Source organism: Clostridium sp., from assembly GCF_036781005.1.
Taxonomy (GTDB): Bacteria; Bacillota; Clostridia; order Clostridiales; family Clostridiaceae; genus Clostridium_B.
On record NZ_DAIQBT010000025.1, the window covers coordinates 21,416 to 44,109 of the forward strand.

Below are 22,694 nucleotides of genomic sequence, written 5' to 3' on the forward strand. Positions count from 1 at the left end.
TTTTTCCTTATAAATATATATACTATTATGTAAATTATTTTCACTGCTTTACATATCCTAAGTGCCTTATTTAAAATAATATATAATAAAATTAAAAATTATATTACAATTATAACTCTTAATTTCACATTATACTACTCATAATAAATACTTATTATATTTTTTATATCAAATTAACAAGGCAATTATAAGCTTATTTTGCAAAATTCTACTTAAATCTCACCATATTTTTATGCTACATGTTTGCTGACAATACAACCATAATTGAGTAAAAATGATAACATAATTTTACATATCATTAGTAAAAAAAGAATTTACCAAATAAAATATAAGATTATCTGGTAAATTAAATGTTATTTTATTATGATATAGACTACAATAAAAACTTTCTAATCTCCTCCTTCATATCTTCCCTGTTACATACAGTATTATGTACTACTTCACTGTTTTCCAATTTTTTTATAGGTGCTGGAATCTCAATTGATGCAATTTTGCTCATAACTTCTACAAGCTCCAAATCTTCTTTAAAAGCGTATTTAGTATCTAAGGCACTCATTACAGACTTTGTGAATTTAAATGGACTTGCTGTTGAAACTACTATAGTTTTTGTCTTATCACAAGTATCCTTCAAGTAATTTTTATAAACAGAATAAGCTACAGAAGTATGGGTATCCATAAGGTATTGATATGTATTAAAAGTTTCTTTTATACACTTTAGGGTTTCTTCTTCACTTGCAAATCCTCCATAAAACCCTTTCACTTCCTCTTTCATATCTTCACTAACTGTATACTTACTATGTTTACTTAAATTTGTCATTAATTTATTTACAACAGATGAATCCCTACCGCTTATATCATATATAAGTCTCTCAAGATTACTTGATATAAGTATATCCATGGAAGGAGATATAGTTAAAATAAATTCTCTTTCTGCATCGTAGGTTCCACTCTGAAAAAAATCATAGAGTACTTTATTTTCATTTGACGCACATATAAGCTTGTTAATTGGAAGTCCCATTTTTTTAGCATAATAAGCTGCAAGTATATTACCAAAGTTTCCAGTTGGAACAGAAAAATTTATTTTATCCCCAAAGTTTATTTCTCCTGTTTTCAAAAGTTTCATATATCCATAAAAATAATAAACTACTTGAGGAACAAGTCTTCCAATATTTATGGAATTAGCAGAGGAAAATCTATAGGAATTTTTATCCAGCTCTTTCCTTAGTTTATCATCATTGAAGATTTTCTTTACTTCACTTTGGGCATCATCAAAATTTCCTTTTATGCCTATAACTTTTGTATTTTCCCCTTTTTGGGTTACCATCTGCTTTTTTTGGATCTTGCTAACCCCTTCTTCCGGGAAAAACACTACTATTTTAGTTCCTTCCACATTTGCAAAACCCTCCAAAGCAGCCTTGCCTGTATCCCCTGATGTAGCTGTAAGTATTACTATTTCTTTATTCAACTTCTGTTTTTTTGCAGCCCTCTTCATTAAATGGGGAAGAAGACATAACGCCATGTCCTTAAAAGCTAAAGTAGGACCATGAAACAGCTCTAAATAAAACACATTCCCAACTTTTTTTAAGGGAACTATTTCCTCGGATTCAAATTTATTATCATAAGCTAAATCTATGCATTCTTTTAATTCCTCTTTACTAAAATCTGTAAAAAATTCCCCCATTATATAAAGAGCCAATTCCTTATAGGTCATATCTTTAAGTTTTTTTAGTTCCTTTTCATCTATAAAAGGCAGGGTATCTGGAACAAACAATCCCCCATCCTCAGATATTCCATTTAATATGGCTTTAGATGCAGTAAAATTTTTATTTAAACCTCTGGTGCTATTGTAATAAATCTCCTTCAAATATATCACTCCTTATAAAATTATAATATCATGCAGTTAACACATATTAATATATATAATAACATATGACATATGACTTGAAAATTATAATTAAAGCATATCTTTACCCTATACAAATTTTATGGTAATTATATGATCAATCCCTAGGTTTTTATAAAATTTATTTTGATTATATCATACGTCCAGTGTATAATGTTTTTACTAAATAACAATAATAGAAATAAATACTTTAAAATATGTTGTTAATTTTATTTCTTTATGATATACTAATATAATCAATAATTAATAAACACCGATATACAAAATTAAGATATATCAATTATAAGTGTTTTATCTTAGGAGGATAATAAATGAAAACAGGAACAGTAAAATGGTTTAACTCTGAGAAAGGATTTGGATTTATAGAAGTCCCTGGTGAAAATGACGTTTTCGTACATTTCACTGCAATTCAGAGTAATGAAGCAAGAAAAAACTTAGAAGAAGGTCAGAAAGTTCAATTTGATGTTGAAGAAGGACCAAAAGGTCTTCAAGCTGCTAATGTTGTAAAATTATAATACAATTTTATAGCATAATAAAACATCTTAACATAAATGAACAGAATGTTTTAACCACCTTTAGTTTAAAAGGTGGTTTTTCATTATATGTTGCTTCCTAAGACTTTTTCCTTTAATTTAAGTCCTGTATCTGTAACTGCAACCCCTCCAAGGGCTGTTTCTCTTAATTCACAAGGCATTTGCCTCCCCACTTTGTACATAGCCAAAACTGTATCGTCAAAAGGAATTTTACTGCAGACCCCTGCCATAACCATATCAGCTGTAGTCAACGCACTTACAGTTCCGCTTACATTTCTCTTGGCACAAGGAATTTCTACAAGGCCTGCTACCGGATCACACACCAACCCCATTATATTTTTTATGACTATGGCTGCAGCATCTAATGCCTGTGTAGGAGTACCCTCCATAATCTCAACTATTCCAGCCGCTGCCATAGCTGCTGCAGAGCCGCATTCTGCCTGACATCCCCCTTCTGCTCCAGACATACTGGCATTTTTAGCTATTATTATTCCTATACCAGAAGCAGTAAACAATGCCTTAATCATATCCTCATCTTTCTTACCCAGTATTTCTCCTGCAGTTATTATGGCCCCCGGAATTATTCCACAGGAACCTGCTGTAGGTGCTGCCACAACCTTTCCCATAGCAGCATTTACTTCTGAACAAGACAGAGCTCTTGCCATAGCTTTTACCATGTATTTCCCCGTAAGAGTCTTTCCTTCTTCATGATATTTGTTTAACCTATAGGCGTCTCCCCCTATAAGTCCACTTATAGATTTTATTTTATGGGTTAATCCATATTCTGCAGAATCTCTCATTACACAAAAATTTTTTGTCATAGTTTTAAATACTTCTTCTCTACTTATATCCTGTGATTTCATTTCTTCTTCAACTACATATTCCCATATTTTCATTTTCTTTTTACTGCATATATCTATCAATTGACTACCAGTATCAACCATTATTATTCCTCCTCATTTATAGGATTTATAGCCCTTGCCTTATATATATTGGGTATATTCTCTATTTCCTCCACTATATCTTTTATAATAAAATCATCCACTTCAAGTACCATGACTGCCCTAGAACCTTTTATACTTTTCCTATATACCTTCATAAAGGCTATATTTATTTTATATTCATAGAGAACCTCAGATACTCTTGCCACCATACCTGGCATATCTAGATGATTTACAAGTATGGTAGGATAAACTCCTGTAAATTCTATTTTATCCTTATCCACTTCATTTATCACTATATTACCTCCGCCTATGGAGGATCCCATTATTTCTGACACTTCACCATTTTTCTTAGTTATAATAAATTTAACTGTATTTGGGTGTACAGCTCCTAAATCCTCTTCTGTAAATTTTACTGAAATCCCTCTTTCCTTAGCCACTTCCATAGAATTTTTTAAATTCTTATCCCATGGATTCATACCCAATATTCCAGCAACCAACGCCCTATCCGTACCGTGTCCTTTATAAGTTTTTGCAAAAGAACCATGAAGTAAAAACTCAACTTTTGAAATATTTCCTCCTGCAATAATTTCTGCAATTTTAGCCAATCTTGCCGCCCCTGCTGTATGGGAACTTGAAGGCCCTATCATAATAGGTCCTAAAATATCAAAAGCACTATACTCTCTCACTTTAACACTAACCTCCCAACAATTCTATATCATAAAAATCTATACATAAAAGTAAATACTATTATTATACCTAAAATTAGAATATTCCATCATAAATCTGCATAATATAAACTTTGTAATTATACCATAATTGTAAAAAAAATTATATGAGGATGATTAACTATGGATAATAAAAATATTCAATTATTAGAATTAGAACGTATTTATGGAAGAATTAGTCCTTTTGAACTAAAGGATAAACTAATTAATCTTGCTAAAAATCAAAAGAAAAACAGTGTTCGAACTCTTTTAGATGCGGGAAGAGGTAACCCCAATTGGGTAGCAATTACTCCTCGGGAAGCCTTTTTTACCTTTGGGCAATTCGCTGCAGAAGAATGTAGAAGAACCTGGAATGAAGATAGCCTAGCTGGAATGCCACAGAAAAAAGGCATTGATAAAAGATTTTATACATATGTGGAAGATCACAAAAATTCTCCTGGAATAGAACTACTTAAAAATATTATAAATTATGGTATTAATTTTCAAGGATTTAATGCTGAAGATTGGATTTATGAACTAACAGATGGAATTATTGGTGACAATTATCCTACTCCGACTAGAATGTTAAGCCATGTGGAAAAAATAGTTCATCAATATTTAATTGAACGAATATACAATGTTAAAGATTCTTCCCTAGAGTTTAAATTATTTTCAGTAGAAGGTGCTACTGCAGCAATATGTTACATATTTGACTCCTTAATAGCAAATGAGTTATTACATAGAAAAGATAAAATCGCAATTATGACTCCAATTTTCACCCCTTATCTTGAAATTCCTGTTATACCCAGATATGATTTTGACCTAATCAGGATTATGGCATCTGAATCTCTGGAAGATGGTACTCATACTTGGCAATATCCTGAATCAGAACTTGAAAAATTACAGGATCCAAGTATTAAGGCTTTATTTTTAGTCAATCCCAGTAATCCCCCTTCAGTAGCTATAAGGCCTGAATCCATATCATATTTAGTAAAAATAGTTAAGAACAAAAACCCCCATTTAATGATAATCTCTGATGATGTGTATGGAACTTTTTCAGATAATTTTCATTCTATAGTATCAGCTTTACCTTTTAACTCCATAGGAGTATATTCCTTTTCAAAATACTTTGGAGTAACTGGTTGGCGTTTAGGAACAATTGCTCTTCATAAAAATAATATATTTGATAAGCTTTTAAAAACGTTGTCCAAAAATAAAAAAGAATTTATTAAAAAACGTTATGAGGCTCTTTCAGTTAATCCCGGAGAAATTAGTTTTATAGATAGAATTGTGGCAGATAGCCGCCAGGTGGCACTTCAACATACTGCAGGGCTTTCTACCCCCCAACAAGTACAGATGGCTTTTTTTACCGCCTTTGATCTGATAGATAAAGAAAAAAAATATAGAAACTTAACAAATAGCATCTGTAGAAAACGAAAAAAATTATTATTTGAGGGCTTGGGAATAAACTTACAAGAAGATAAATACGATGCCTCTTATTATGCCGAATTTGATTTACTTCAATGGTCAGAGTATCATTATGGTAAAGAATTCGGGGCATACTTAAAGAAAAATTTTAAACCAATAGATATTCTTTTTAAATTGGCCAAAAAATCTTCCATAGTATTATTAAGTGGTGCTGGATTTTATGCGCCAGAATGGTCTATAAGAATCTCCCTTGCAAACTTAAATGATGAATCCTACTCCAAAATAGGCCATATACTCCATGATATTTTAAAAGATTATCTGAGACATTGGAAAAATAATTAAAATTATATAATGCCTTAATATAAAACAGAAAATAGATTCCTATGACAGTAATATTATCATAGGAATCCATTGAAATGGTATTATATCAAATAAATTAGAACACCACCTTGTTATTATTAAATACATAATTATTTTCCAATTTTACAAAGGCATTTTATCTATACACATACATTCTAAATGCTCCTTTATTTCTTCTATACTCTTGCCTATACTGGAATCTACCACAGCTATAAGAGCTGATTCTACCAATGCCCCATTTATTATTTGAACCTTGGGTTGCATACTCTTATCCAAGAATTCGATTGCCATTTCTGCATTCATATATGCACTCCCCAAATCAAATAATATCAGTACTCCATCTTCATTATAAACCTTTTCTATAGCACTTTTTATTTTACACGCATCAGTGCCTAGCCTGCCATCTTTTGTACCCCCAGCAGATGCCACATTACTATCTGGAGAAATCTGTTCAACCAAATTTTTCACTCCTCTGGCAATTTCATTGCTATGAGATACGATTACAACGCCAACCATTAAAATAACCTCCTGATAAATTAGTTAACTTAAATCAAATCTTTTCTACTACACATAGTTCTTTAACTTTTTTATAAATTGCCTTTAACATAAGGTAACTTGATACAGCCCCAGGGTCTGGATACCCTATACTTTTTTCTCCCAGATAACTGGCTTTTCCATTTTTGCAAATTATACTTTCAGTACTTTTTACTCCTATAAAAGCAGCATTTTTTACATTTTCAAGAGAGTGTATACTATCTAATCCCTTGCTTATAGAATACCTTAAGGCGTTCACCGCAGGTTCTATAGCATCTATCATGGTTTTACCTCCCAGCCTTCCTCTCCCTCTCATTTTAATCCCAGCTAAAGCTTGTTCAAGCATTTTTAAAAAATCTTTTATGTCCACAGTCTGTTTTCCATCTACCGTTATTCCTGCCCTTATAAAGGCAGTACCATAAAGAGAACCTGATGCCCCTCCTGTATTTGATACTAAGATCATGCCAACTTTTTTAAGGACATGACCTATGTCTTTTAGGTCATTATCCTTTAATTTTCTCCTCACAGCCGTAAATCCCTTGTCCAAATTCAACCCATGATCTCCGTCACCTATAGCTGCATCAAGTTCAGTTAAATAATCTACATTCTCATTTATTAATATGGCCATACTATTTAATATTTCTCTTACCTGTACTCCATTTATGCTCATATATATGTATCTCCTTCTACATTTATATTTTATATAAATAGATATTTTTAGCAACTACGTTATCGTTTACAGCTATACTATTCATCACCATGCTATCCTCTTTATATTTGTTACATATAATATATAAGAAATATAGAAAATGTGCAATGTTTTATTCATAAAATAAAAAAAATAATTTGGTACATTTATAATCACAGCTACATAATATAAATAGGAGTAAAGGTATGCAATTGTGCTTTTTAAATACTTTTACTTATATAATAAAGCTAACAGGAAGTGATTTCAATTGTCCTATGGTGAAATAAATTACAGCTACAGAGAACTTATAGCAGGTGTAAATACAAAAATTCACTTAAAAAATAATAATCCTGTAACTGCTATAAATTTTGATAACGCAGCTACTACTCCCCCTTTTAACTATGTTTTAAAAAAAATACATGATTTTTCACCATACTACTCCTCCATTCATAGAGGAACTGGTTTTAAATCTCAATTTTCCTCTGAAGCTTATGAACTTTCAAGAAATACTATATGCAATTTTGTCCACTGTGACAATACAAAAAATACAGTAATTTATGTAAAAAACACTACAGAGGCCATAAACAAACTATCTTATATTTTTAATAATCTGTATAAAGATTCTGTCATATTGACCACTAGAATGGAACATCATTCTAATGATCTTCCCTGGAGAGATAAATTTAAAGTAGACTATGTAGAATTGGACGAGCTGGGAAAATTAAATTTATCAGATTTAAAATATAAATTGAAAAAGCATGAAGGTAAAATTAAATTGGTATGTGTAGCAGCAGCTTCCAATGTAACAGGATACAAAAATCCCATATACAAAATAGCAAAAATTGCCCACAGTTTTGGAGCAGAAATTCTTGTAGACGGTGCACAGGCAGTAGCTCATTACCCTATATATATGAACCGTTTCCTAAAAGAAGAGTGCATTGACTATTTGGCATTCTCCGCCCACAAAATGTATTCTCCTTTTGGTATAGGTGTATTAATAGGCCCCAGAAAAACCTTTTGCCATGCAAATCCCGAATACAGTGGAGGTGGTACTATAAACCTTGTAACAGACGACTATGTTATCTGGGCTGACCCTCCTGAAAAAAATGAAGCTGGAACCCCTAATGTAATAGGAGTGGTAGCCCTTACAGCTGCAATAAAAGTATTAAACAAGCTGGGTATGAATGCTATAGACACTAAAGAAATAGCTCTTTATAAATACGCTCTAAATAAAATGTCAAAACTTCCTGACATTATTTTTTATGGTGATACAAGACCTGATTGCAATAAGGTTGCCATACTTCCTTTTAATATAAAAGGAGTTCACCACGAAACCACTGCAAAACTTCTTTCAGAACTTAGCGGCATTGCAGTAAGAAATGGATGTTTTTGTGCCCACCCTTATGTACAGAGACTTTTAAAACTTTCTCCAGAGGAAATAAATTATTTTAAATATAATTATAATGATTTCCGTCCCGGCATGGTCAGATTAAGTTTTGGATTATATAATACTTATAGTGAAGTTGACATTTTAATCAATACTTTGAAAAAGATAATTAAAGGCAAAAATATCATATAATAAATTCACTTCTATAATACAACATAAATTTTAATGAATTATGTTGTATTATAATTTTTTGTATTATCTGCATAATCCAGCTGATAATCACCAGATACGCTAAAAATACCTTCCATCCAGGATTATTTACCTGAAAGTCCTGCAGACAATATAAAAAGCATAATTATTGGTGTACTGTCACATATAATCCACCCCAAAATTATAAACATCAGATTTATTTTACTATACCTTTTATAAAAGTATAATATAAGATTATATATAAAAAATAAATTGGTCATAATAAATATAAGTATTATTGGAACAGGATTCGATACTCCATAAACTACTACAGTGTGAATCATAAAAACTAATGCCAAAACAGTAATTATTATAAAAAATATCCTAAGTCCTTCTCTATTTTTAACTTTAAAAAATATATACCCTGCATCATACAGGCATATTGCTAAAGGAATTAAAGCAATAATTTCTAATTTATCCACATAAAAATAAGCCGTGACTAAAGCTGCCACAAAAAACAAGACTTTAATATTGAAATTCAGACTTTTGTCACTCATTATAAACACTATCCCTTATCTTCATATATTTTAAATATTTTTATTCTTTCGAATATATCCCTTACATATTCCTTGTTATAATAATACTTGAAAAACAAAATTTATTCAACATAGGAGATGATATATTGTCACTTTTAATATCACAAATTTTTATTATATCTATAGTGGCCGGTATAGTTGGATCCATATTAGGCTTAGGTGGCGGAACCATAATTACTCCCGCTCTTACAATCTTGTTTGGTATAGATATAAAATATGCTATAGGCGCCAGCTTGATATCAGTAATAGCTACTTCCAGTGGTTCCGCTGTAGCTTACATAAGAGATAAACTAACTAATATAAGAATTGGAATGTTTCTTGAAATAGCCACTACCCTAGGTGCTATAACAGGAGCTTTTCTAGGCGGACTTATAAATCCATATTACCTTTATTTTTTATTTGGTATACTTCTTTTATATTCTGCCTTTGCCATGCTTAAAAAAGGAAACACAGATTCCACTAAAATTACTGAGGCTCATCCTCTTGCAGAAAAGCTTAATTTAAATGGACAATATCATGATAAACTCTCAAATGAATATATACCATACAAAGTATCTGGGGTTCCCTCAGGATTTGGAGTGATGTATGGTGCTGGAATTATTTCAGGACTCCTTGGCATTGGAAGTGGCAGTTTTAAAGTTATGGCAATGGATTTATTCATGAAACTGCCTTTAAAAGTTTCTAGTGCCACCAGTAATTTTATGATGGGTGTCACTGCCACTGCCAGTGCAGGAATATATCTTTTAAGAGGAGATATAGATCCTAAAATTTCTGCTCCTGTTGCTCTTGGGGTTTTATTGGGTGCTACCCTAGGGGCCAAAATTATGGAAAATATGAAAAGCAAGACCATAAGAAAAATATTTGTACCTTTTCTTATTTATATATCAATACAAATGATATTAAAAGGCTTAGGAGGAAAATAATGAAAGAATATATCAATAATAAAAAAAATTCATACCATATAGAATTAATAATAGGAATATTTTTAAGAACAGGAATAATACTAAGTTCAATTATAATCCTCACAGGTCTTATAATGTTTTTATCATCAGGCTATACAGGATATCCTCTTAACTACTATCCTACTTCTCCTATGGAAATATTAAAAGGAAGTCTTTCTTTAAAGCCCTATGCCATTATAATGCTGGGATTATTAGCCCTGATACTCATACCTATGCTCAGGGTAGCTATATCAATAATAGTGTTTTTTAAAGAAAAAGATTTTTTATATGTAAAGATTACCTCACTAGTACTTTTTATACTTATACTAAGTTTTTTTATAGAAAAATAATTCAAATTAAAACTTCAGATGATTATCCTTCGGTGAGAAAAGCCGGAGGATATCATATCTTATACCTATAGTCCCTTTTCCCTCATAATCATATTTACCTACTTATCCCAAGCAACTTCTAAATTATGTTTTTTGCAAATGAAATTATTTGACATAAAATATACTTGCATCTAAAATACAATTGTGAAACACATAAAGAACTAATACACCCTATTTTCAAACACTCTACTTAAAATGAGGTATAAAGATGAAAATACAAAAAATTATAAATAAAACTATGATAGCAGATTTATCCTTATTATTTGCAGCAATGTTATGGGGAGGAGGGTATACTGCCACTAAAAATGCTTTAAACAGTATAACTCCTTTTTATATGATGACTATAAGATTTCTGTGTGCTGGGATATTGCTTTCAGCTGTATTTTTTAAAACAGTAATAAAAACATCCATAGAAGACATTGTCCGCGGTTTTGTAATAGGCATATTTTTATTTCTAGCCTTTGCCACCCAAACTGTGGGTCTTAATTACACCACTGCAAGCAAACAATCTTTTTTAACTTCTGTTTATGTAATTATACTTCCCTTTATATACTGGAAGGTATTTAAAACAAAACCCAAGTTAAATACCCTTGTTTCTGCTGTAGTTTCCCTTATAGGAATATTTATACTAAGTTTAAAACCCGGTATGCATTTAGATATGAATATAGGTGACTGGCTTACCCTTTTAAGTGCGGTACTATTCGCATCACATATAATTTCCATAGCCTGTTTCGCCAGAAAATCAAACCCTATAATATTATCTGTATTACAAATGTTTTCTGCAGGTATTTTTTCAATTATATTTGCCTTTATATTTGAACCTAATTTAAATATAATACCTAAAAGTGCCATATTATCTCTTTCATATTTAATAATTTTCAGTACTATGGTAGGATTTTTAATACAAAATATAGCTCAAAAGTATACCAATCCCAATCATGTAGGCATATTATTATCCCTTGAATCTGTATTTGGTGCTATTTTTTCAATAATATTCCTAAAAGAAATATTTACCTTAAATATGATACTAGGGGCAAGTATCATATTTCTAGCTGTAGTCATTGCAGAAATAGATCTCAGTACTCCTCCAAATAAATAAATATAAACTTATAAGTTCCTGCTTACTTACTTGGAGGATGTTATTTAACTTTTTCCTTTGTTTTTACTTATTTTAGAGATTATTTCAGGTACTAATTCCACAAGCTTATCAATATTAGCTTTATTTTTTATAGGCAGTATTTTAACTGTATCATCTTTTATTACAAGTACGGCATCTGGAGTTATCTTTGCACCTGCTCCAAGTCCTGATCCTCCCCCTTCCTGATTATTTCCAGAATCAGAGCCTTCTCCTCCTCCTGTTCCACATCCAAAGGTTACTGTGATAAAAGGTACTAAAATGATACCTTCCACATTTATAGGCTTGCCTACAACTGTTTCTGTTTTAAAAAAAGTTTCTAATTTTGAAAATAATACTTCTGCATTTTCCCTTATATCCATCAATTTTACCTCTCTCTCATTAATCATTTTATTATTAATTATAGTCAAATACATATAAATTTAAAATATATATTTTTCATTTTCGTAATTTCTAATGCAACTTTACTTTATGTAACTTTTTGTTTTTGAATCTAGTTCTCCTCATACTTAATCTTTTATCTTTTAACTTAACCATAATATTTTCATAAACATTATATATAAGAAATTTACATACTAAAACAATTAAAAGTATAATTCTTGTTCTTCCCTGAATCTTTACTTTTAAATTAAAGACTTTATTGAAAAAATCAGACTTTAATTTTACAGAGTGTGCAGGTAAAAGTAAAGAAACAGCTGCTATAAATCCACTTAATATTCCTGTTATATAAGGATCTTCAAATCCATAAATCCCCTCTATCTTTATGGATTCAGGTTTAATTATAGATATAAATTTGCCCAAATAGTCTCTATTCCTGTAAATCATTTTAACTGTATTTACTATATGAAAAGGCGTATCATCCACTTTCTCTCCTACATCCACATTATTTTGTCCTTGTTTTTTAAAATCCGTTTTTAACTTCTTTTTAAAAAACATTACCTTTACAAAAATTCTCACATTCTCATTAGTGCCTTCTGCCATTATAGCTATAATATTGAAGAAAAAGCTTATCCTTATACTATAGTTCATTTTACAATCCCTATAGATTAGTTTAATTTTATACTTTAACTTATTTGATATTACAGTTATGAAAAAAATCACCATTAAAAATAATATAATTCCCATTATTTTAAAAAAGATCAAATGAAATACACCTCCCGTTTAATATAACCTGAAACCCTTACCTGATTTCATTTCAGGATAAATCAACTTAACATTAATATCTTTAAAAAATAGTATATCATATATATTTTTAATGTGGTTTCTGATAAACTTTATATAAAGTCAACTTTAAAGCACCCCTAGTGTCATTATGCACAAAAAATGCTTTTTTCAGGAGGCAGGTACCTTCTGAATCCATAAAGAAAACCGAATTGGATTGACTGTTAACATCAATTCCTACGATTAAAGTACTGAACATAAAAATCACTCTTTTCTGTATAATTATTGGCCAGTAACTTACAGATTAATCCTTTGCGAATTAGGGTACTGCACCCTCGCATATTAGAACTATGCCATGGCTATTAGGATGCAATGCTAAACTTTGCTATTAGTTTAGAAAAATAGTTCAGCATGAACAGCACACGAGTAAGTAGTATCTCCACTAATTCAAGGTGTCAGTCTTAAACGAGTAGTAATTCAGTAAGCGAAGCTACAGGATGGTGCTAGAGCCAACCCTGTTTAACTAAACCAAGAATAGTTTAGCAGGAATACCTGAAAGTTATTCAAAGAATGTGATTTTTATGATACAAACTTTGCAGCTATCCATTCAGATCTTTTATGTCAATTTATAAAATTATCAAAGAACAGTCGTACAAACTGTTTTATAGATATCTATAGTCATATTATACGAGGAGGATGATTTATGCTTTTTTTTCTATACTTATCCGCATTACTTAGCATTTTATTAGGCATATTATTATTTAAAAGACAAAATAAAAAATTAAAAAATAAAAAATTTGATGAAAAACAGTTATTGGAATACTGGATAAAAAGAATGATTGTAAATATAATTGTAATGTGTATGCTGTGCATATTTTTATTGGTTGTATTTCCTCTTTTAATATGGATTATATCTCCTAAAGAAGCAAACATTACAGATAAAATTACTGAAACTAAAGAGCTATCTCCAATTTCAGTTTCCAATGATAATTATATACAACAAAAATTAAATAATGATGTGAAAATATGTACTGTAAATATAGGAACTGCCAAAAAACCTAGCCTTATAGATTTTAAAAAAAATTCTTTAGAAATAATATCTACTAAAAAAGAAAACCCCAAATACGAAAAGATAGCTAGATATAAAATGATAAGATTAAAAGGTACTAACATAATATCGTCTTCTGTAAATGATATTTATGCTAACATATACCTTCAATATGATGAAGCCAAATTCATAGAAAACAAGGTGAAAATATTTATACCCTAAAGTTATTGTACCATATAAATTTTAAGGAGGTATTCATATGTTTAATTACTATGGATTCATTGTAGGACTATTTGTATTACTTTTAACAGGTATTGGTCATATTGCTGTAATAAAGGGTGAATATCATTTTGGAGTACGCATATGGCCTGTATTTTTAGTTATAAGTATTTCCAGTATGATAATTTCTGCTCTTGTGAAAAATAATATACTATCTGCATTCTTGGGAATTTTAGGATTTATTTTTCTTTGGGGAGTGTTAGAGTTGTTTAAACAAAAAAAAAGAGTAGAAAAAGGGTGGTTCCCTAGAAAAAACCATTAATATACTTTTTAAAATATCAAGGGGTTAAAAATGAAAAAACATCTTTTTATAAAATTACTAGGGGTATTAATTTTATCTTTACTTTTAATTCTCATATACCGAAGCTATATAGTAAAAGATAAAATAACCTATATTTATAAATACAGCCAAATTCAAATTCCCTTAAATAATAAAACTAAATTGAATTCTAATTCCATAAAAAATATTTCTATAAAAGATGAGAACAATAACAATATTTATGCCTATGTATTTTTAAGTGTTGATGGTAAAATTCTTATGATAAATCCCCCTGTAGATGGATTCCATGAAAATAGCACTATTTCCGTTGAAACAGACCAGAATAACATATCATATTTTAAAGTAAAAAAACATAAGCAAATCAAAACATTTAAATCTATAGGAGAACCTAAATATGGGGATATAGTGGGAACTACCGGAAAATTTATGGAATATCAATATGATCACATGGGAATATATATAGGCAATAACAAAGTTATTCATTATTGCAACAGTACAAGTAACGCCTTAGATGCTAAAATACAGGAAACAGATATGGAACCTTATTTTAAAAAAGGAAACTACTTTATCTTAAATATAAAAAATACTCCACTGTTCAATGGGGAAAAAACTGTAGAAAGAGCAAAAACAAGATTAGGAGAAAAAAATTATAATTTACTGCAAAATAATTGTGAGCATTTTGCCATATGGTGTAAGACTAATTATTCAGAATCTCTTCAATTGGAAAACTTATCCCAGAAACAAATGGTTCAAATAAAAATAATTACATCCCTTGGCATAAATCTTCAATAAAAATCGAGAGTTATAGGCGGTATCTCCCATAACTCTTATTTAAATCACTACTTTAATACTGAAAGCTTTTTACTGGATACTATATAGCCCTTTGCTTTCCATATACTTGTAAATGGATTCTCCATGTTGTTGTTCTTCCTTCTGTATATGATTTAGTATATTCCTAACATTTGTATCTTTAAATTCAAATATAGAAGTATCATATGTACCTGAAATATACTTTTCTGTCATAAGCATATCCTTGCACATATCTGCATCAGAAACCTGGCTTCCTGCAGATGAGGAAGTACTCATATTAGGATTTGCCTTGTTTGTACTTTGCTTATTGTTCATATCGGGCAACTGTCCCTGCAACATAGTATTGATACTGTTTAAATGTTCCTGCTCAATTGAAGCATTATTTAAAAACAACTGTTTTAACTGTGAATCTCTGGCCTGGCTGGCATAATTAGTATACTTTTGTACACACATGGCCTCATGACTTTTCTGATCCTCTAACAATGATCTTTCCTTATTACTTAAGCTTACCGCATTAGCTAAATTCATTGACATAAAAAACACCTCCAAAATTATTATGTATCCCAGATGATAAATTTATACAAAAAAAACTTCAAATAAAATATATTTTATTTGAAGCAAAACTAGTTACTTAATCGTATAATATATAGAAGATTTATGTAAACTCCCTGTAAATAATAAATATATAAATTTGGAGGGTACACAAATTATATAGTGAAAAACATTTATAGGAGTTTACACAAACTTGTTTATTAAATTAGTCATTATAATATATCATTTAACATGATTATATCATTAAACCAATATATTTAAAACCTCTATATTAATAAATTTTTCAAGACATACCTTTGAAATAATTTACGTTAACACAATTTACAGCGTTGAATATATTATCATTGTAGAGAAAATATACGAGGTGAAAATATTGTATTCAAGATTTATCCCCTATGTAAATCCAAAGTTTATGCGTAATTCTAATCTTCCTCCATCTCCAGGAAGAAGGCTTGCAAGAGCATATATCCCTATGCAACCTTATATAGGATTGCTTCCTTTAAATATAGCATTAAAAAAAGGTACTGTATTTCCAAATCTTGTTATGCCTTATCCTGAAAATGAAGATTGTGTAGGAGGAAAATAAACATGGATAACCGTGAAAGTTTACTGAATAAAATTCGTCAATTGGAATTTGCTACTCTAGATTTAAGTATATTTTTAGACAACTTTCCCGATAACAAAAAAGCATTATCAGATTTCAATACATTTTCAAAACAACTTATGAAACTTATAAGAGAATATGAACTAAACTTTGGTGCTCTATTTAATTTTGGTTTCTCCCAAAGTCAGTACCCTTGGACATGGGTAAACGAACCCTGGCCTTGGGAATCTGACATATAGGAGGTATTATATATGTGGATTTATGAAAAAAAACTGCAATATCCTGTAAATATAAGGTGTAAAGACTTAAAAATGGCAAAATATCTGGTGGCTCAATACGGAGGACCCGATGGGGAATTAAGTGCTGGTATCAGATACTTAAACCAACGCTACACCATGCCTACGGGTAAAACCCAAGGATTACTTACAGACATAGGTACTGAAGAATTAGCTCATGTGGAAATTATAGCCACAATGGTATACCAGTTATTAAAAGATGCGACTATAGATGAACTTAAGGAAGCAGGCCTAGCTTCTCATTATACTCAACATGGAAAAGCCACCTTTCCTACAGATGCCAACGGTGTTCCATGGACAGCTGCATATATTCAAGCCACAGGAGATCCTATAACAGATCTTCATGAGGATATGGCCGCAGAACAAAAAGCCAGAACAACTTATGAACATCTAATAAAATTAACAGACGATGTGGATATAATAGATGTTCTAAAATTTCTATGGGCCAGGGAAGTCGTTCACTTTCAACGTTTTGGTGAAGCTCTAGTACAAGTACAAGACCTTATGGATACTAAAAAGTGCTTTTAATTAGAATTAAAAATAAGGGTTATGGATAATTTCTCCTTAACCCTTAACTTTTTATCCTCCTATAAATTGTCCTCCATTTATATGTATGACCTCACCTGTAACATAGGAAGATTCCATTGAAGCAAGAAATACATAAGCAGGCGCTATCTCGACTGGCTGGGCTGGTCTTTTTATAGGACTGTTTGAACCAAATTTGCCTACCCGCTGGGCACTAAAAGATGATGGAATAAGCGGAGTCCATACAGGTCCTGGTGCCACCGCATTAACCCTTATATTTCTATCTATCAAAGATAATGCCATAGAACGAGTGAAAGATACTATAGCTCCTTTTGTACAGGAATAATCCAAAAGTGTTTCATTGCCATCATAAGCAGTTATGGATGTGGTGTTTATTATAGAACTTCCGGGATTCAGATGAGGTAACACCGCTCTTGTAAGATAAAACATACTAAATATATTAGTTCTAAAAGTCCTCTCCATCTGTTCATTTGTTATGTCCTCAATGCTGTTTTGAGTAAATTGCACTCCAGCATTATTTACCAATACATCTATCTTACTAAACTTATCTATTACACTTTTCACTGTATTTATGCAAAAATTATCATCTGAAATATCTCCTGGAAACAACACACATTGTCTCCCATTCTTTTCAACAATTTCTTTTGTGTATTTGGCATCATCGTGCTCGTCGTAATAAATTATTGCCAAATCAGCACCTTCCTTTGAAAAAGCTGCAGCCACAGCTCTTCCTATGCCGCTGTCTCCTCCTGTAATCAATGCTACCTTGTCTTTTAATCTATTGCCGCCTTTATAGCTTGGATCTTCAAATACAGGCCTCGGATTCATTTGAGATTCTATGCCCGGATGTCTACTTTGAGTCTGCTCTGGAACAGCTTTTGGAAAATTTAAGTAAAATCCATTATTCATATGCTAATCCTCCTAATATTATTTTACAATCAATTAATATTAGTATGGATAACTATAAAAAGTATAATTCATTAAATATGCTAAACCATTAACTTCTAAATAATTCTATACAATAATTATTCCCAAAACAATATTTGTATATATAAAAAATTAGTTAAAATAACTCTAATATCTAATACACAATAAGACATCCAATTTTAATTTTGCGGTAAATTTAACCTTGGTAGGTGATTCTCCATTTTTGAAGCATCTTAAACTTTAGTAAAATTTTTAGTTTAATTACCAATTATGACATTACTATAATTTTTCTTCATCTGATTCACCATCCTTATTAAAAATTTTATGGAGAACCTAACTATAATTCAACTTTTTTTGTCTGAATTTTGGGTCCATTATAGCCTAACCCATCAACAATTGGCATGTACTTTGGTCGTATTTCCACCACGACTCTTTCCAATGTGTTGGTTGAACTCATGATTTATTGCCCCTTTTTAGCTCCTGCACTATGCTGATGAGCCTTTACAGAAGTAGAGTCAATACTTAAATTTTCATAGTCTGCTTCTTCATTTAGGGTCTGAAAAATATTTAGTAAAGTACCGTCATCACGCCATTTACAAAACCGGCTGTATACAGTTTTCCAGGAACCAAAGTGCTCCGGTAAATCACGCCAGACAGCACCACTTCTGGCAATCCATAGGATTGCATTAAACATAAGACGGTTGTCAATAGGAGGGCGTCCTGTTTTAGCTACCGGGAATAAATCTTTAATTTCAATCCATTGTTCATCCGACATTTCATAACGTTTTTGTGCCATAATATTAATCTCCAAGTTTTTTTCTTATTTTACCAACAATTTGACTTTTATGCAATTTAAAGTTTTCAGGCATCCCCTAAGAAAAGTTAAGATAATTATGGATTCTTTCTGTCTATTTTATTGTGTCAAGGTCAGCTCTTTTAGAATTTGCCTACAACTTGATATTATAATAAAAACATACAATAAGAAAAAGGTTCAAGTAAGGAAAAATATTCCTCATGAATAAACTCCACCTGAACCTTTGAATCACTTGATACTTTCAGATTTTTTAATAAAATTAAGCACTTATGATTTTATTTTTTTCAGGTCTTAATGTTTTATTTATGACCATTTGAATTGGAATTTTGTTTAGATAGGTTGTCTTTACTGGAATTATTATCCTCATTTTTATCAATTCTTTTCTGAGAATTTTGCTCTTCTTTAATTCTATTACTATCTAAATATTGTGATTGTCTTAAATTAGTTTGCCTTCCATCATTATTTTTATCTAAGGTAGAATTATTTCCATTAACATAACCATTTTTTTCCAAAGAACTGTTCTTATTGATATTACTATTTAATTCTTTATTATTATTTTCGTTACTTAATGACTTTACATTATTCAACGGATTATTAAATGTATCATTATTGGTAATCTTTGTACTGCTATTTGAACTACTATTTGAGTTCTTATTTAAGTTCTTATTTGGGTTCTTATTTAAAATTATATTACCATTAGATTGAATCTTAACATTTAAATTAGAAGTTTCTATATTTGATTTAAACTCAGAAATATCTATATTTTTACCACTTATATTAACAGAAATAGTTTTTGTTTTGATATAATCCTCATTAATAAATTTATCTTTTTTAGATTCATCAATTATTATTTTTAAACCATTATTGATATTAACATTATTTATTTTTACCTGACTTAATATTTTACTGCCATCATCATTTAATGCTTTGGAGGAAATAATTCTGTTTAAGAAGTTTACCTTTAATTCAATATGTGGATTTATATTTACCAGAATTGTAGCTACTGGACTATAATAAGCCTTAGCACCTCCACCTATAAATAATATAAACATTATACATACTGCAGCTGCTATTACTTTCCCATTAAGATAAAAAAAATTATGAAAAACTTCATCTCCTTTAAATATTTCTCCAATATTAGGCTTCTTTCCATTACAGTTTACTTTTATAAATTCACCACAAGAAGTAAGCAAATTAGCATATTTTCCATTTATACTTATTACTATCCCCTCTTTTTTACCCATCATTTTCACCTACTTTTATATTTAAATAAGACTTTATGTAAAGAAAATTTTCACTGTTAAATATTATAAATAAAACAATAATATATTTTCTCCATTTATCAATAAATTTTTTATTGAATCCAGTATACATACATATTCGTTTAACAGGTAATTGCTTATTATTTAATATGGAATTGCTAATCTCACTATTATTACATATTTTCAAAACAAGCTTTAGAACATTATTTCTTGTATCTTTATGCTTGGGACTATTATTTACAAGGCTAGTAAAATCAATTTTATATTTTATAAGTTCTTTATTTAATTCAATAATTTCATCTGCTCTATTTTTATTTTCCAGTTCTAATTCAAATTTGGATATTGAATTGTTGTTATCTAATTTTTCCATGATATAATCACCATTATCAAAGGTAAGCAAAGGTGAATTTTTATTTTTTCTAAAATAATCAATTAATGCATTTCTAATTATAATTTTTGCATATGCATAGAAGTTTCCTTTAGATTCTGTATAACTATCACAAGCTTTGTTAAATGCAATTAAAGCAATGCTTAGTTCGTCATCATTTTCCCATTGAAGATATCTTTTGGAAACAGTATAGGTACATTTATATATAAAGTTTTTATTTTCACTAATAAATTTATTTCTGTTTTCATAGAACAAGTGACTGATATTCTGCATGAAATCACCCCATCTATAAATATTATACGCAATAAATAAAAATTTTAGGGGGGAATTCATTAAACCCCCTAAAATATATTAAGACATCGTATATTTTAATGATTTAGTTAAATGCGTATGTAGAAAGGATGATTAAAATGAGAAAAACAACAATTTTAGTGGCAAGTGTAGTAATGATATTAAGTATAGGTGGCACAACATTTGCCGCTGATACAGCAACTCTAAAAGATCGGGCTGGTATAACACCAGATAGTATTTTATATCCAGCAGATAAAACAGTTGATAGTATAAAAGTTGCATTATGTTTTTCAGATGAAACAAAAGCAAATAGGTTATCTCAAATAGCTCAAGAAAGATTAGGTGAAAGCGAGGTAATGGTAAGTAAAAATAAGAAGGATCTTGCGGACACAGCCCTTAATGATTATCAGAGTAATATGGACGCAGCTGAAAATAAAATCCAAGATGCAATAAACAATAATCAAACTATAGATAATCAAGACAAACTCAAAAGACTGGAATGTATAGAAAGTAAAATTACTGATAAACAAAAAAAATCCCTTGATGTATTAGCTGCACTTCAGAATAAAGTTGGAGATAAAGCAAAAGATGTAGTAGCAAAAGTTATAGAAATGCAGACAGCAAAAAGAGATGCTATACTAGCCCTAAGAAAAGAACGTACAGTTTATAATACTACTAAAAAACAATGTAATGAAGCTAAAGCAGCCATTGAAAAAGCAAAAAAATCAGGAGATGAAACAACAATTAAGGCTGCAGAAGACTTACTGCAACAAAAACGACAAGCATTAGATATAGAAAAACAAAATCTCACAAAAGTTATTGAAACAAAAAAAGAAGCCTCTAAGATAAGTGTGGGTAAATTGATAAAGGAAACAAAAGAACAGACAAAGAAAGATTCCCAAAATAATGAAAATACACAAACAGATGAAACAAGTACTACTACATCAACCACAACTGATACTACAACAACAGATACTACTGCAGATTCCACTGTCACTAATTCAACTTCAGTAACCAGTAAGAATACAAAAAAACAGACATCAGAACCAACTATGAAAAGTGAAACTAAAAATGTAGTAACTGATAATAAAAAAGAGAACAAGAGAACATACACAGATTTGTGTAAAATAAAATAGAGATGATAAAAACTAATTGGAAATTACTATAGGATACGTTTCTGTAGTAATTTTTATTTTTTAGGGAATAATTAAATAATAGGATACTGTAGCTTTGTAATAATAGTATTGTTTGCAATAATACTATTATTATTCATTTTTATGCAAAATAGTACAGGCCTAACTTTTAACTTATTTTTATATATAAACTTCAATTCTGTCTTCAAACAATATAGTCAGTTGAGCAAGAGTATTGACCCAATTTGGAGATGTTAATGTCCATTTGACCATATCTGAAAATATTGTGTGTCCAAAATGTGGTGCTCCTCACCACTATATCTACGATAACAATGGTGATAGAGGTCAGTATCAGTGTAAAGTCTGTGGTCAAAATTTCAATGAAAACAACCACGCTACTAAACCTATAATATTTATCTGCCCATATTGTGGACAAACTCTTTCACCAAAGAAAGATCGTAAGCATTTTCGTATACATAAATGTGTAAATCCAAAGTGTTCCTATTACCGGAAAAATCGGCGTAGTTCAAAATAAACTTAATGGTGCCTGTCCCATTAAAAAAAGACTATAA

Annotated in this window: 25 protein-coding genes and 2 pseudogenes; 14 read left to right on the top strand and 13 right to left on the bottom strand. The window is 30.2% G+C overall.

From position 1 onward, the window contains the following. Positions 1–373: 373 nt before the first annotated feature. Positions 374–1,864 (bottom strand): threonine synthase, encoded by a 1,491-nt coding sequence (gene thrC / locus V7Q02_RS10800; protein WP_333861030.1) that lies wholly within the window; start codon positions 1,862–1,864, stop codon positions 374–376. Positions 1,865–2,214: 350 nt separating this feature from the next. On the opposite strand from thrC, the gene V7Q02_RS10805 reads away from it, so the two are divergent. Next, positions 2,215–2,418 (top strand): cold-shock protein, encoded by a 204-nt coding sequence (locus V7Q02_RS10805; protein WP_011989270.1) that lies wholly within the window; start codon positions 2,215–2,217, stop codon positions 2,416–2,418. Between the two features lie 83 nt (positions 2,419–2,501). Here V7Q02_RS10805 and sdaAA read toward each other — a convergent pair whose 3' ends face one another. Further along, positions 2,502–3,380, bottom strand: a complete 879-nt coding sequence (gene sdaAA / locus V7Q02_RS10810) for an L-serine ammonia-lyase, iron-sulfur-dependent, subunit alpha (RefSeq protein WP_333861031.1) — start codon at positions 3,378–3,380, stop codon at positions 2,502–2,504. 2 nt (positions 3,381–3,382) lie between these two features. Next, positions 3,383–4,066, bottom strand: coding sequence for an L-serine ammonia-lyase, iron-sulfur-dependent subunit beta (sdaAB, locus tag V7Q02_RS10815; protein WP_333861032.1), 684 nt, complete (start codon positions 4,064–4,066; stop codon positions 3,383–3,385). A 162-nt stretch (positions 4,067–4,228) separates the two neighbouring features. Here sdaAB and aspD point away from each other — a divergent pair, with 162 nt between their 5' ends. Next, positions 4,229–5,854: an aspartate 4-decarboxylase gene (gene aspD / locus V7Q02_RS10820; protein WP_333861033.1), complete on the top strand. Its 1,626-nt coding sequence runs from the start codon at positions 4,229–4,231 to the stop codon at positions 5,852–5,854. 141 nt (positions 5,855–5,995) lie between these two features. Here aspD and dhaM read toward each other — a convergent pair whose 3' ends face one another. Together dhaM and dhaL are read right to left on the bottom strand one after the other, a co-directional pair. Continuing rightward, entirely contained in the window at positions 5,996–6,388 is a 393-nt protein-coding gene (gene dhaM, locus V7Q02_RS10825; protein ID WP_333861034.1) for a dihydroxyacetone kinase phosphoryl donor subunit DhaM, read from the bottom strand. 34 nt (positions 6,389–6,422) lie between these two features. Then, positions 6,423–7,076: a dihydroxyacetone kinase subunit DhaL gene (gene dhaL, locus V7Q02_RS10830; RefSeq protein WP_333861035.1), complete on the bottom strand. Its 654-nt coding sequence runs from the start codon at positions 7,074–7,076 to the stop codon at positions 6,423–6,425. Between the two features lie 286 nt (positions 7,077–7,362). Between dhaL and V7Q02_RS10835 the strand changes: the two genes are divergently transcribed. Then, positions 7,363–8,673, top strand: coding sequence for an aminotransferase class V-fold PLP-dependent enzyme (locus tag V7Q02_RS10835; RefSeq protein WP_333861036.1), 1,311 nt, complete (start codon positions 7,363–7,365; stop codon positions 8,671–8,673). Between the two features lie 122 nt (positions 8,674–8,795). Here V7Q02_RS10835 and V7Q02_RS10840 read toward each other — a convergent pair whose 3' ends face one another. Then, the gene (locus V7Q02_RS10840; protein WP_333861037.1) at positions 8,796–9,227 is read right to left on the bottom strand and encodes a hypothetical protein; all 432 of its coding nucleotides are present in this window, start codon (positions 9,225–9,227) and stop codon (positions 8,796–8,798) included. Between the two features lie 125 nt (positions 9,228–9,352). Between V7Q02_RS10840 and V7Q02_RS10845 the strand changes: the two genes are divergently transcribed. The 3 genes from V7Q02_RS10845 to V7Q02_RS10855 all read left to right on the top strand — a co-directional run bounded on the left by V7Q02_RS10845 (position 9,353) and on the right by V7Q02_RS10855 (position 11,695). After that, positions 9,353–10,189: a sulfite exporter TauE/SafE family protein gene (locus V7Q02_RS10845; RefSeq protein WP_333861038.1), complete on the top strand. Its 837-nt coding sequence runs from the start codon at positions 9,353–9,355 to the stop codon at positions 10,187–10,189. Then, positions 10,189–10,557: a DUF1634 domain-containing protein gene (locus V7Q02_RS10850; RefSeq protein ID WP_333861039.1), complete on the top strand. Its 369-nt coding sequence runs from the start codon at positions 10,189–10,191 to the stop codon at positions 10,555–10,557. Before V7Q02_RS10845 ends, V7Q02_RS10850 begins: the two co-directional genes overlap by 1 nt. Positions 10,558–10,804: 247 nt before the next feature. Further along, positions 10,805–11,695, top strand: a complete 891-nt coding sequence (locus tag V7Q02_RS10855) for a DMT family transporter (RefSeq protein ID WP_333861040.1) — start codon at positions 10,805–10,807, stop codon at positions 11,693–11,695. Between the two features lie 44 nt (positions 11,696–11,739). On the opposite strand, the gene V7Q02_RS10860 is transcribed toward V7Q02_RS10855, so the two are convergent. Both V7Q02_RS10860 and V7Q02_RS10865 read right to left on the bottom strand, forming a co-directional pair. Further along, positions 11,740–12,093, bottom strand: a complete 354-nt coding sequence (locus V7Q02_RS10860; RefSeq protein WP_333861055.1) for a GerW family sporulation protein — start codon at positions 12,091–12,093, stop codon at positions 11,740–11,742. A gap of 91 nt (positions 12,094–12,184) precedes the next feature. Then, entirely contained in the window at positions 12,185–12,856 is a 672-nt protein-coding gene (locus V7Q02_RS10865) for a DUF2953 domain-containing protein (protein ID WP_333861041.1), read from the bottom strand. A 739-nt stretch (positions 12,857–13,595) separates the two neighbouring features. Here V7Q02_RS10865 and V7Q02_RS10870 point away from each other — a divergent pair. Genes V7Q02_RS10870 through V7Q02_RS10880 form a run of 3 tightly spaced genes read left to right on the top strand, consistent with a single transcriptional unit; the run spans position 13,596 to position 15,291 of the window. Beyond that, positions 13,596–14,162 carry a hypothetical protein gene (locus V7Q02_RS10870; RefSeq protein WP_333861042.1) on the top strand — a complete coding sequence of 189 codons (567 nt, stop codon included), beginning with the start codon at positions 13,596–13,598 and terminating at the stop codon, positions 14,160–14,162. 37 nt (positions 14,163–14,199) lie between these two features. Then, positions 14,200–14,481: a DUF4491 family protein gene (locus V7Q02_RS10875; protein ID WP_333861043.1), complete on the top strand. Its 282-nt coding sequence runs from the start codon at positions 14,200–14,202 to the stop codon at positions 14,479–14,481. 30 nt (positions 14,482–14,511) lie between these two features. Further along, positions 14,512–15,291, top strand: coding sequence for a lecithin retinol acyltransferase family protein (locus V7Q02_RS10880; protein WP_333861044.1), 780 nt, complete (start codon positions 14,512–14,514; stop codon positions 15,289–15,291). 69 nt (positions 15,292–15,360) lie between these two features. Here V7Q02_RS10880 and V7Q02_RS10885 read toward each other — a convergent pair whose 3' ends face one another. Beyond that, positions 15,361–15,843, bottom strand: coding sequence for a spore coat protein (locus tag V7Q02_RS10885; RefSeq protein ID WP_333861045.1), 483 nt, complete (start codon positions 15,841–15,843; stop codon positions 15,361–15,363). A 382-nt stretch (positions 15,844–16,225) separates the two neighbouring features. Here V7Q02_RS10885 and V7Q02_RS10890 point away from each other — a divergent pair, with 382 nt between their 5' ends. Genes V7Q02_RS10890 through V7Q02_RS10900 form a run of 3 tightly spaced genes read left to right on the top strand, consistent with a single transcriptional unit; the run spans position 16,226 to position 17,289 of the window. Then, positions 16,226–16,447 carry a spore coat associated protein CotJA gene (locus tag V7Q02_RS10890; RefSeq protein WP_333861046.1) on the top strand — a complete coding sequence of 74 codons (222 nt, stop codon included), beginning with the start codon at positions 16,226–16,228 and terminating at the stop codon, positions 16,445–16,447. A gap of 2 nt (positions 16,448–16,449) precedes the next feature. After that, positions 16,450–16,704, top strand: coding sequence for a spore coat protein CotJB (locus V7Q02_RS10895; RefSeq protein WP_333861047.1), 255 nt, complete (start codon positions 16,450–16,452; stop codon positions 16,702–16,704). A 12-nt stretch (positions 16,705–16,716) separates the two neighbouring features. Then, complete coding sequence (locus V7Q02_RS10900) at positions 16,717–17,289, top strand: manganese catalase family protein (protein WP_333861048.1); 573 nt, start codon at positions 16,717–16,719, stop codon at positions 17,287–17,289. Between the two features lie 51 nt (positions 17,290–17,340). Here V7Q02_RS10900 and V7Q02_RS10905 read toward each other — a convergent pair whose 3' ends face one another. The 4 genes and pseudogenes from V7Q02_RS10905 to sigI all read right to left on the bottom strand — a co-directional run bounded on the left by V7Q02_RS10905 (position 17,341) and on the right by sigI (position 20,971). Next, on the bottom strand, positions 17,341–18,216 hold the full coding sequence (locus tag V7Q02_RS10905) for an SDR family oxidoreductase (protein ID WP_333861049.1): 876 nt from the start codon (positions 18,214–18,216) through the stop codon (positions 17,341–17,343). Positions 18,217–18,613: 397 nt separating this feature from the next. Further along, a pseudogene (locus V7Q02_RS10910) lies at positions 18,614–19,030 on the bottom strand (IS5 family transposase); the annotation flags it as partial. Positions 19,031–19,347: 317 nt separating this feature from the next. Then, complete coding sequence (locus V7Q02_RS10915) at positions 19,348–20,295, bottom strand: anti-sigma factor domain-containing protein (protein ID WP_333861051.1); 948 nt, start codon at positions 20,293–20,295, stop codon at positions 19,348–19,350. Further along, positions 20,285–20,971, bottom strand: coding sequence for an RNA polymerase sigma-I factor (gene sigI / locus V7Q02_RS10920; protein WP_333861052.1), 687 nt, complete (start codon positions 20,969–20,971; stop codon positions 20,285–20,287). Before sigI ends, V7Q02_RS10915 begins: the two co-directional genes overlap by 11 nt. Before the next feature lie 137 nt (positions 20,972–21,108). Between sigI and V7Q02_RS10925 the strand changes: the two genes are divergently transcribed. Continuing rightward, complete coding sequence (locus V7Q02_RS10925) at positions 21,109–22,125, top strand: DUF5667 domain-containing protein (RefSeq protein ID WP_333861053.1); 1,017 nt, start codon at positions 21,109–21,111, stop codon at positions 22,123–22,125. A gap of 283 nt (positions 22,126–22,408) precedes the next feature. Further along, positions 22,409–22,630: pseudogene (locus tag V7Q02_RS10930) on the top strand (transposase); the annotation flags it as partial. Positions 22,631–22,694: the final 64 nt, after the last annotated feature.

Bases quoted from the DNA above. Each gene is read 5' to 3' on its own strand.
- dhaL (WP_333861035.1), bottom strand. From the start codon at position 7,076: ATGAGCATAAATGGAGTACAGGTAAGAGAAATATTAAATAGTATGGCC.
- V7Q02_RS10855 (WP_333861040.1), top strand. From the start codon at position 10,805: ATGAAAATACAAAAAATTATAAATAAAACTATGATAGCAGATTTATCC.
- V7Q02_RS10885 (WP_333861045.1), bottom strand. From the start codon at position 15,843: ATGTCAATGAATTTAGCTAATGCGGTAAGCTTAAGTAATAAGGAAAGA.
- V7Q02_RS10915 (WP_333861051.1), bottom strand. From the start codon at position 20,295: ATGATGGGTAAAAAAGAGGGGATAGTAATAAGTATAAATGGAAAATAT.
- V7Q02_RS10870 (WP_333861042.1), top strand. From the start codon at position 13,596: ATGCTTTTTTTTCTATACTTATCCGCATTACTTAGCATTTTATTAGGC.
- V7Q02_RS10860 (WP_333861055.1), bottom strand. From the start codon at position 12,093: ATGGATATAAGGGAAAATGCAGAAGTATTATTTTCAAAATTAGAAACT.
- V7Q02_RS10895 (WP_333861047.1), top strand. From the start codon at position 16,450: ATGGATAACCGTGAAAGTTTACTGAATAAAATTCGTCAATTGGAATTT.
- V7Q02_RS10900 (WP_333861048.1), top strand. From the start codon at position 16,717: ATGTGGATTTATGAAAAAAAACTGCAATATCCTGTAAATATAAGGTGT.
- V7Q02_RS10875 (WP_333861043.1), top strand. From the start codon at position 14,200: ATGTTTAATTACTATGGATTCATTGTAGGACTATTTGTATTACTTTTA.
- sdaAA (WP_333861031.1), bottom strand. From the start codon at position 3,380: ATGGTTGATACTGGTAGTCAATTGATAGATATATGCAGTAAAAAGAAA.
- sigI (WP_333861052.1), bottom strand. From the start codon at position 20,971: ATGCAGAATATCAGTCACTTGTTCTATGAAAACAGAAATAAATTTATT.
- V7Q02_RS10840 (WP_333861037.1), bottom strand. From the start codon at position 9,227: ATGAGTGACAAAAGTCTGAATTTCAATATTAAAGTCTTGTTTTTTGTG.
- V7Q02_RS10880 (WP_333861044.1), top strand. From the start codon at position 14,512: ATGAAAAAACATCTTTTTATAAAATTACTAGGGGTATTAATTTTATCT.
- dhaM (WP_333861034.1), bottom strand. From the start codon at position 6,388: ATGGTTGGCGTTGTAATCGTATCTCATAGCAATGAAATTGCCAGAGGA.
- V7Q02_RS10805 (WP_011989270.1), top strand. From the start codon at position 2,215: ATGAAAACAGGAACAGTAAAATGGTTTAACTCTGAGAAAGGATTTGGA.
- V7Q02_RS10905 (WP_333861049.1), bottom strand. From the start codon at position 18,216: ATGAATAATGGATTTTACTTAAATTTTCCAAAAGCTGTTCCAGAGCAG.
- V7Q02_RS10925 (WP_333861053.1), top strand. From the start codon at position 21,109: ATGAGAAAAACAACAATTTTAGTGGCAAGTGTAGTAATGATATTAAGT.
- V7Q02_RS10850 (WP_333861039.1), top strand. From the start codon at position 10,189: ATGAAAGAATATATCAATAATAAAAAAAATTCATACCATATAGAATTA.
- V7Q02_RS10865 (WP_333861041.1), bottom strand. From the start codon at position 12,856: ATGGGAATTATATTATTTTTAATGGTGATTTTTTTCATAACTGTAATA.
- aspD (WP_333861033.1), top strand. From the start codon at position 4,229: ATGGATAATAAAAATATTCAATTATTAGAATTAGAACGTATTTATGGA.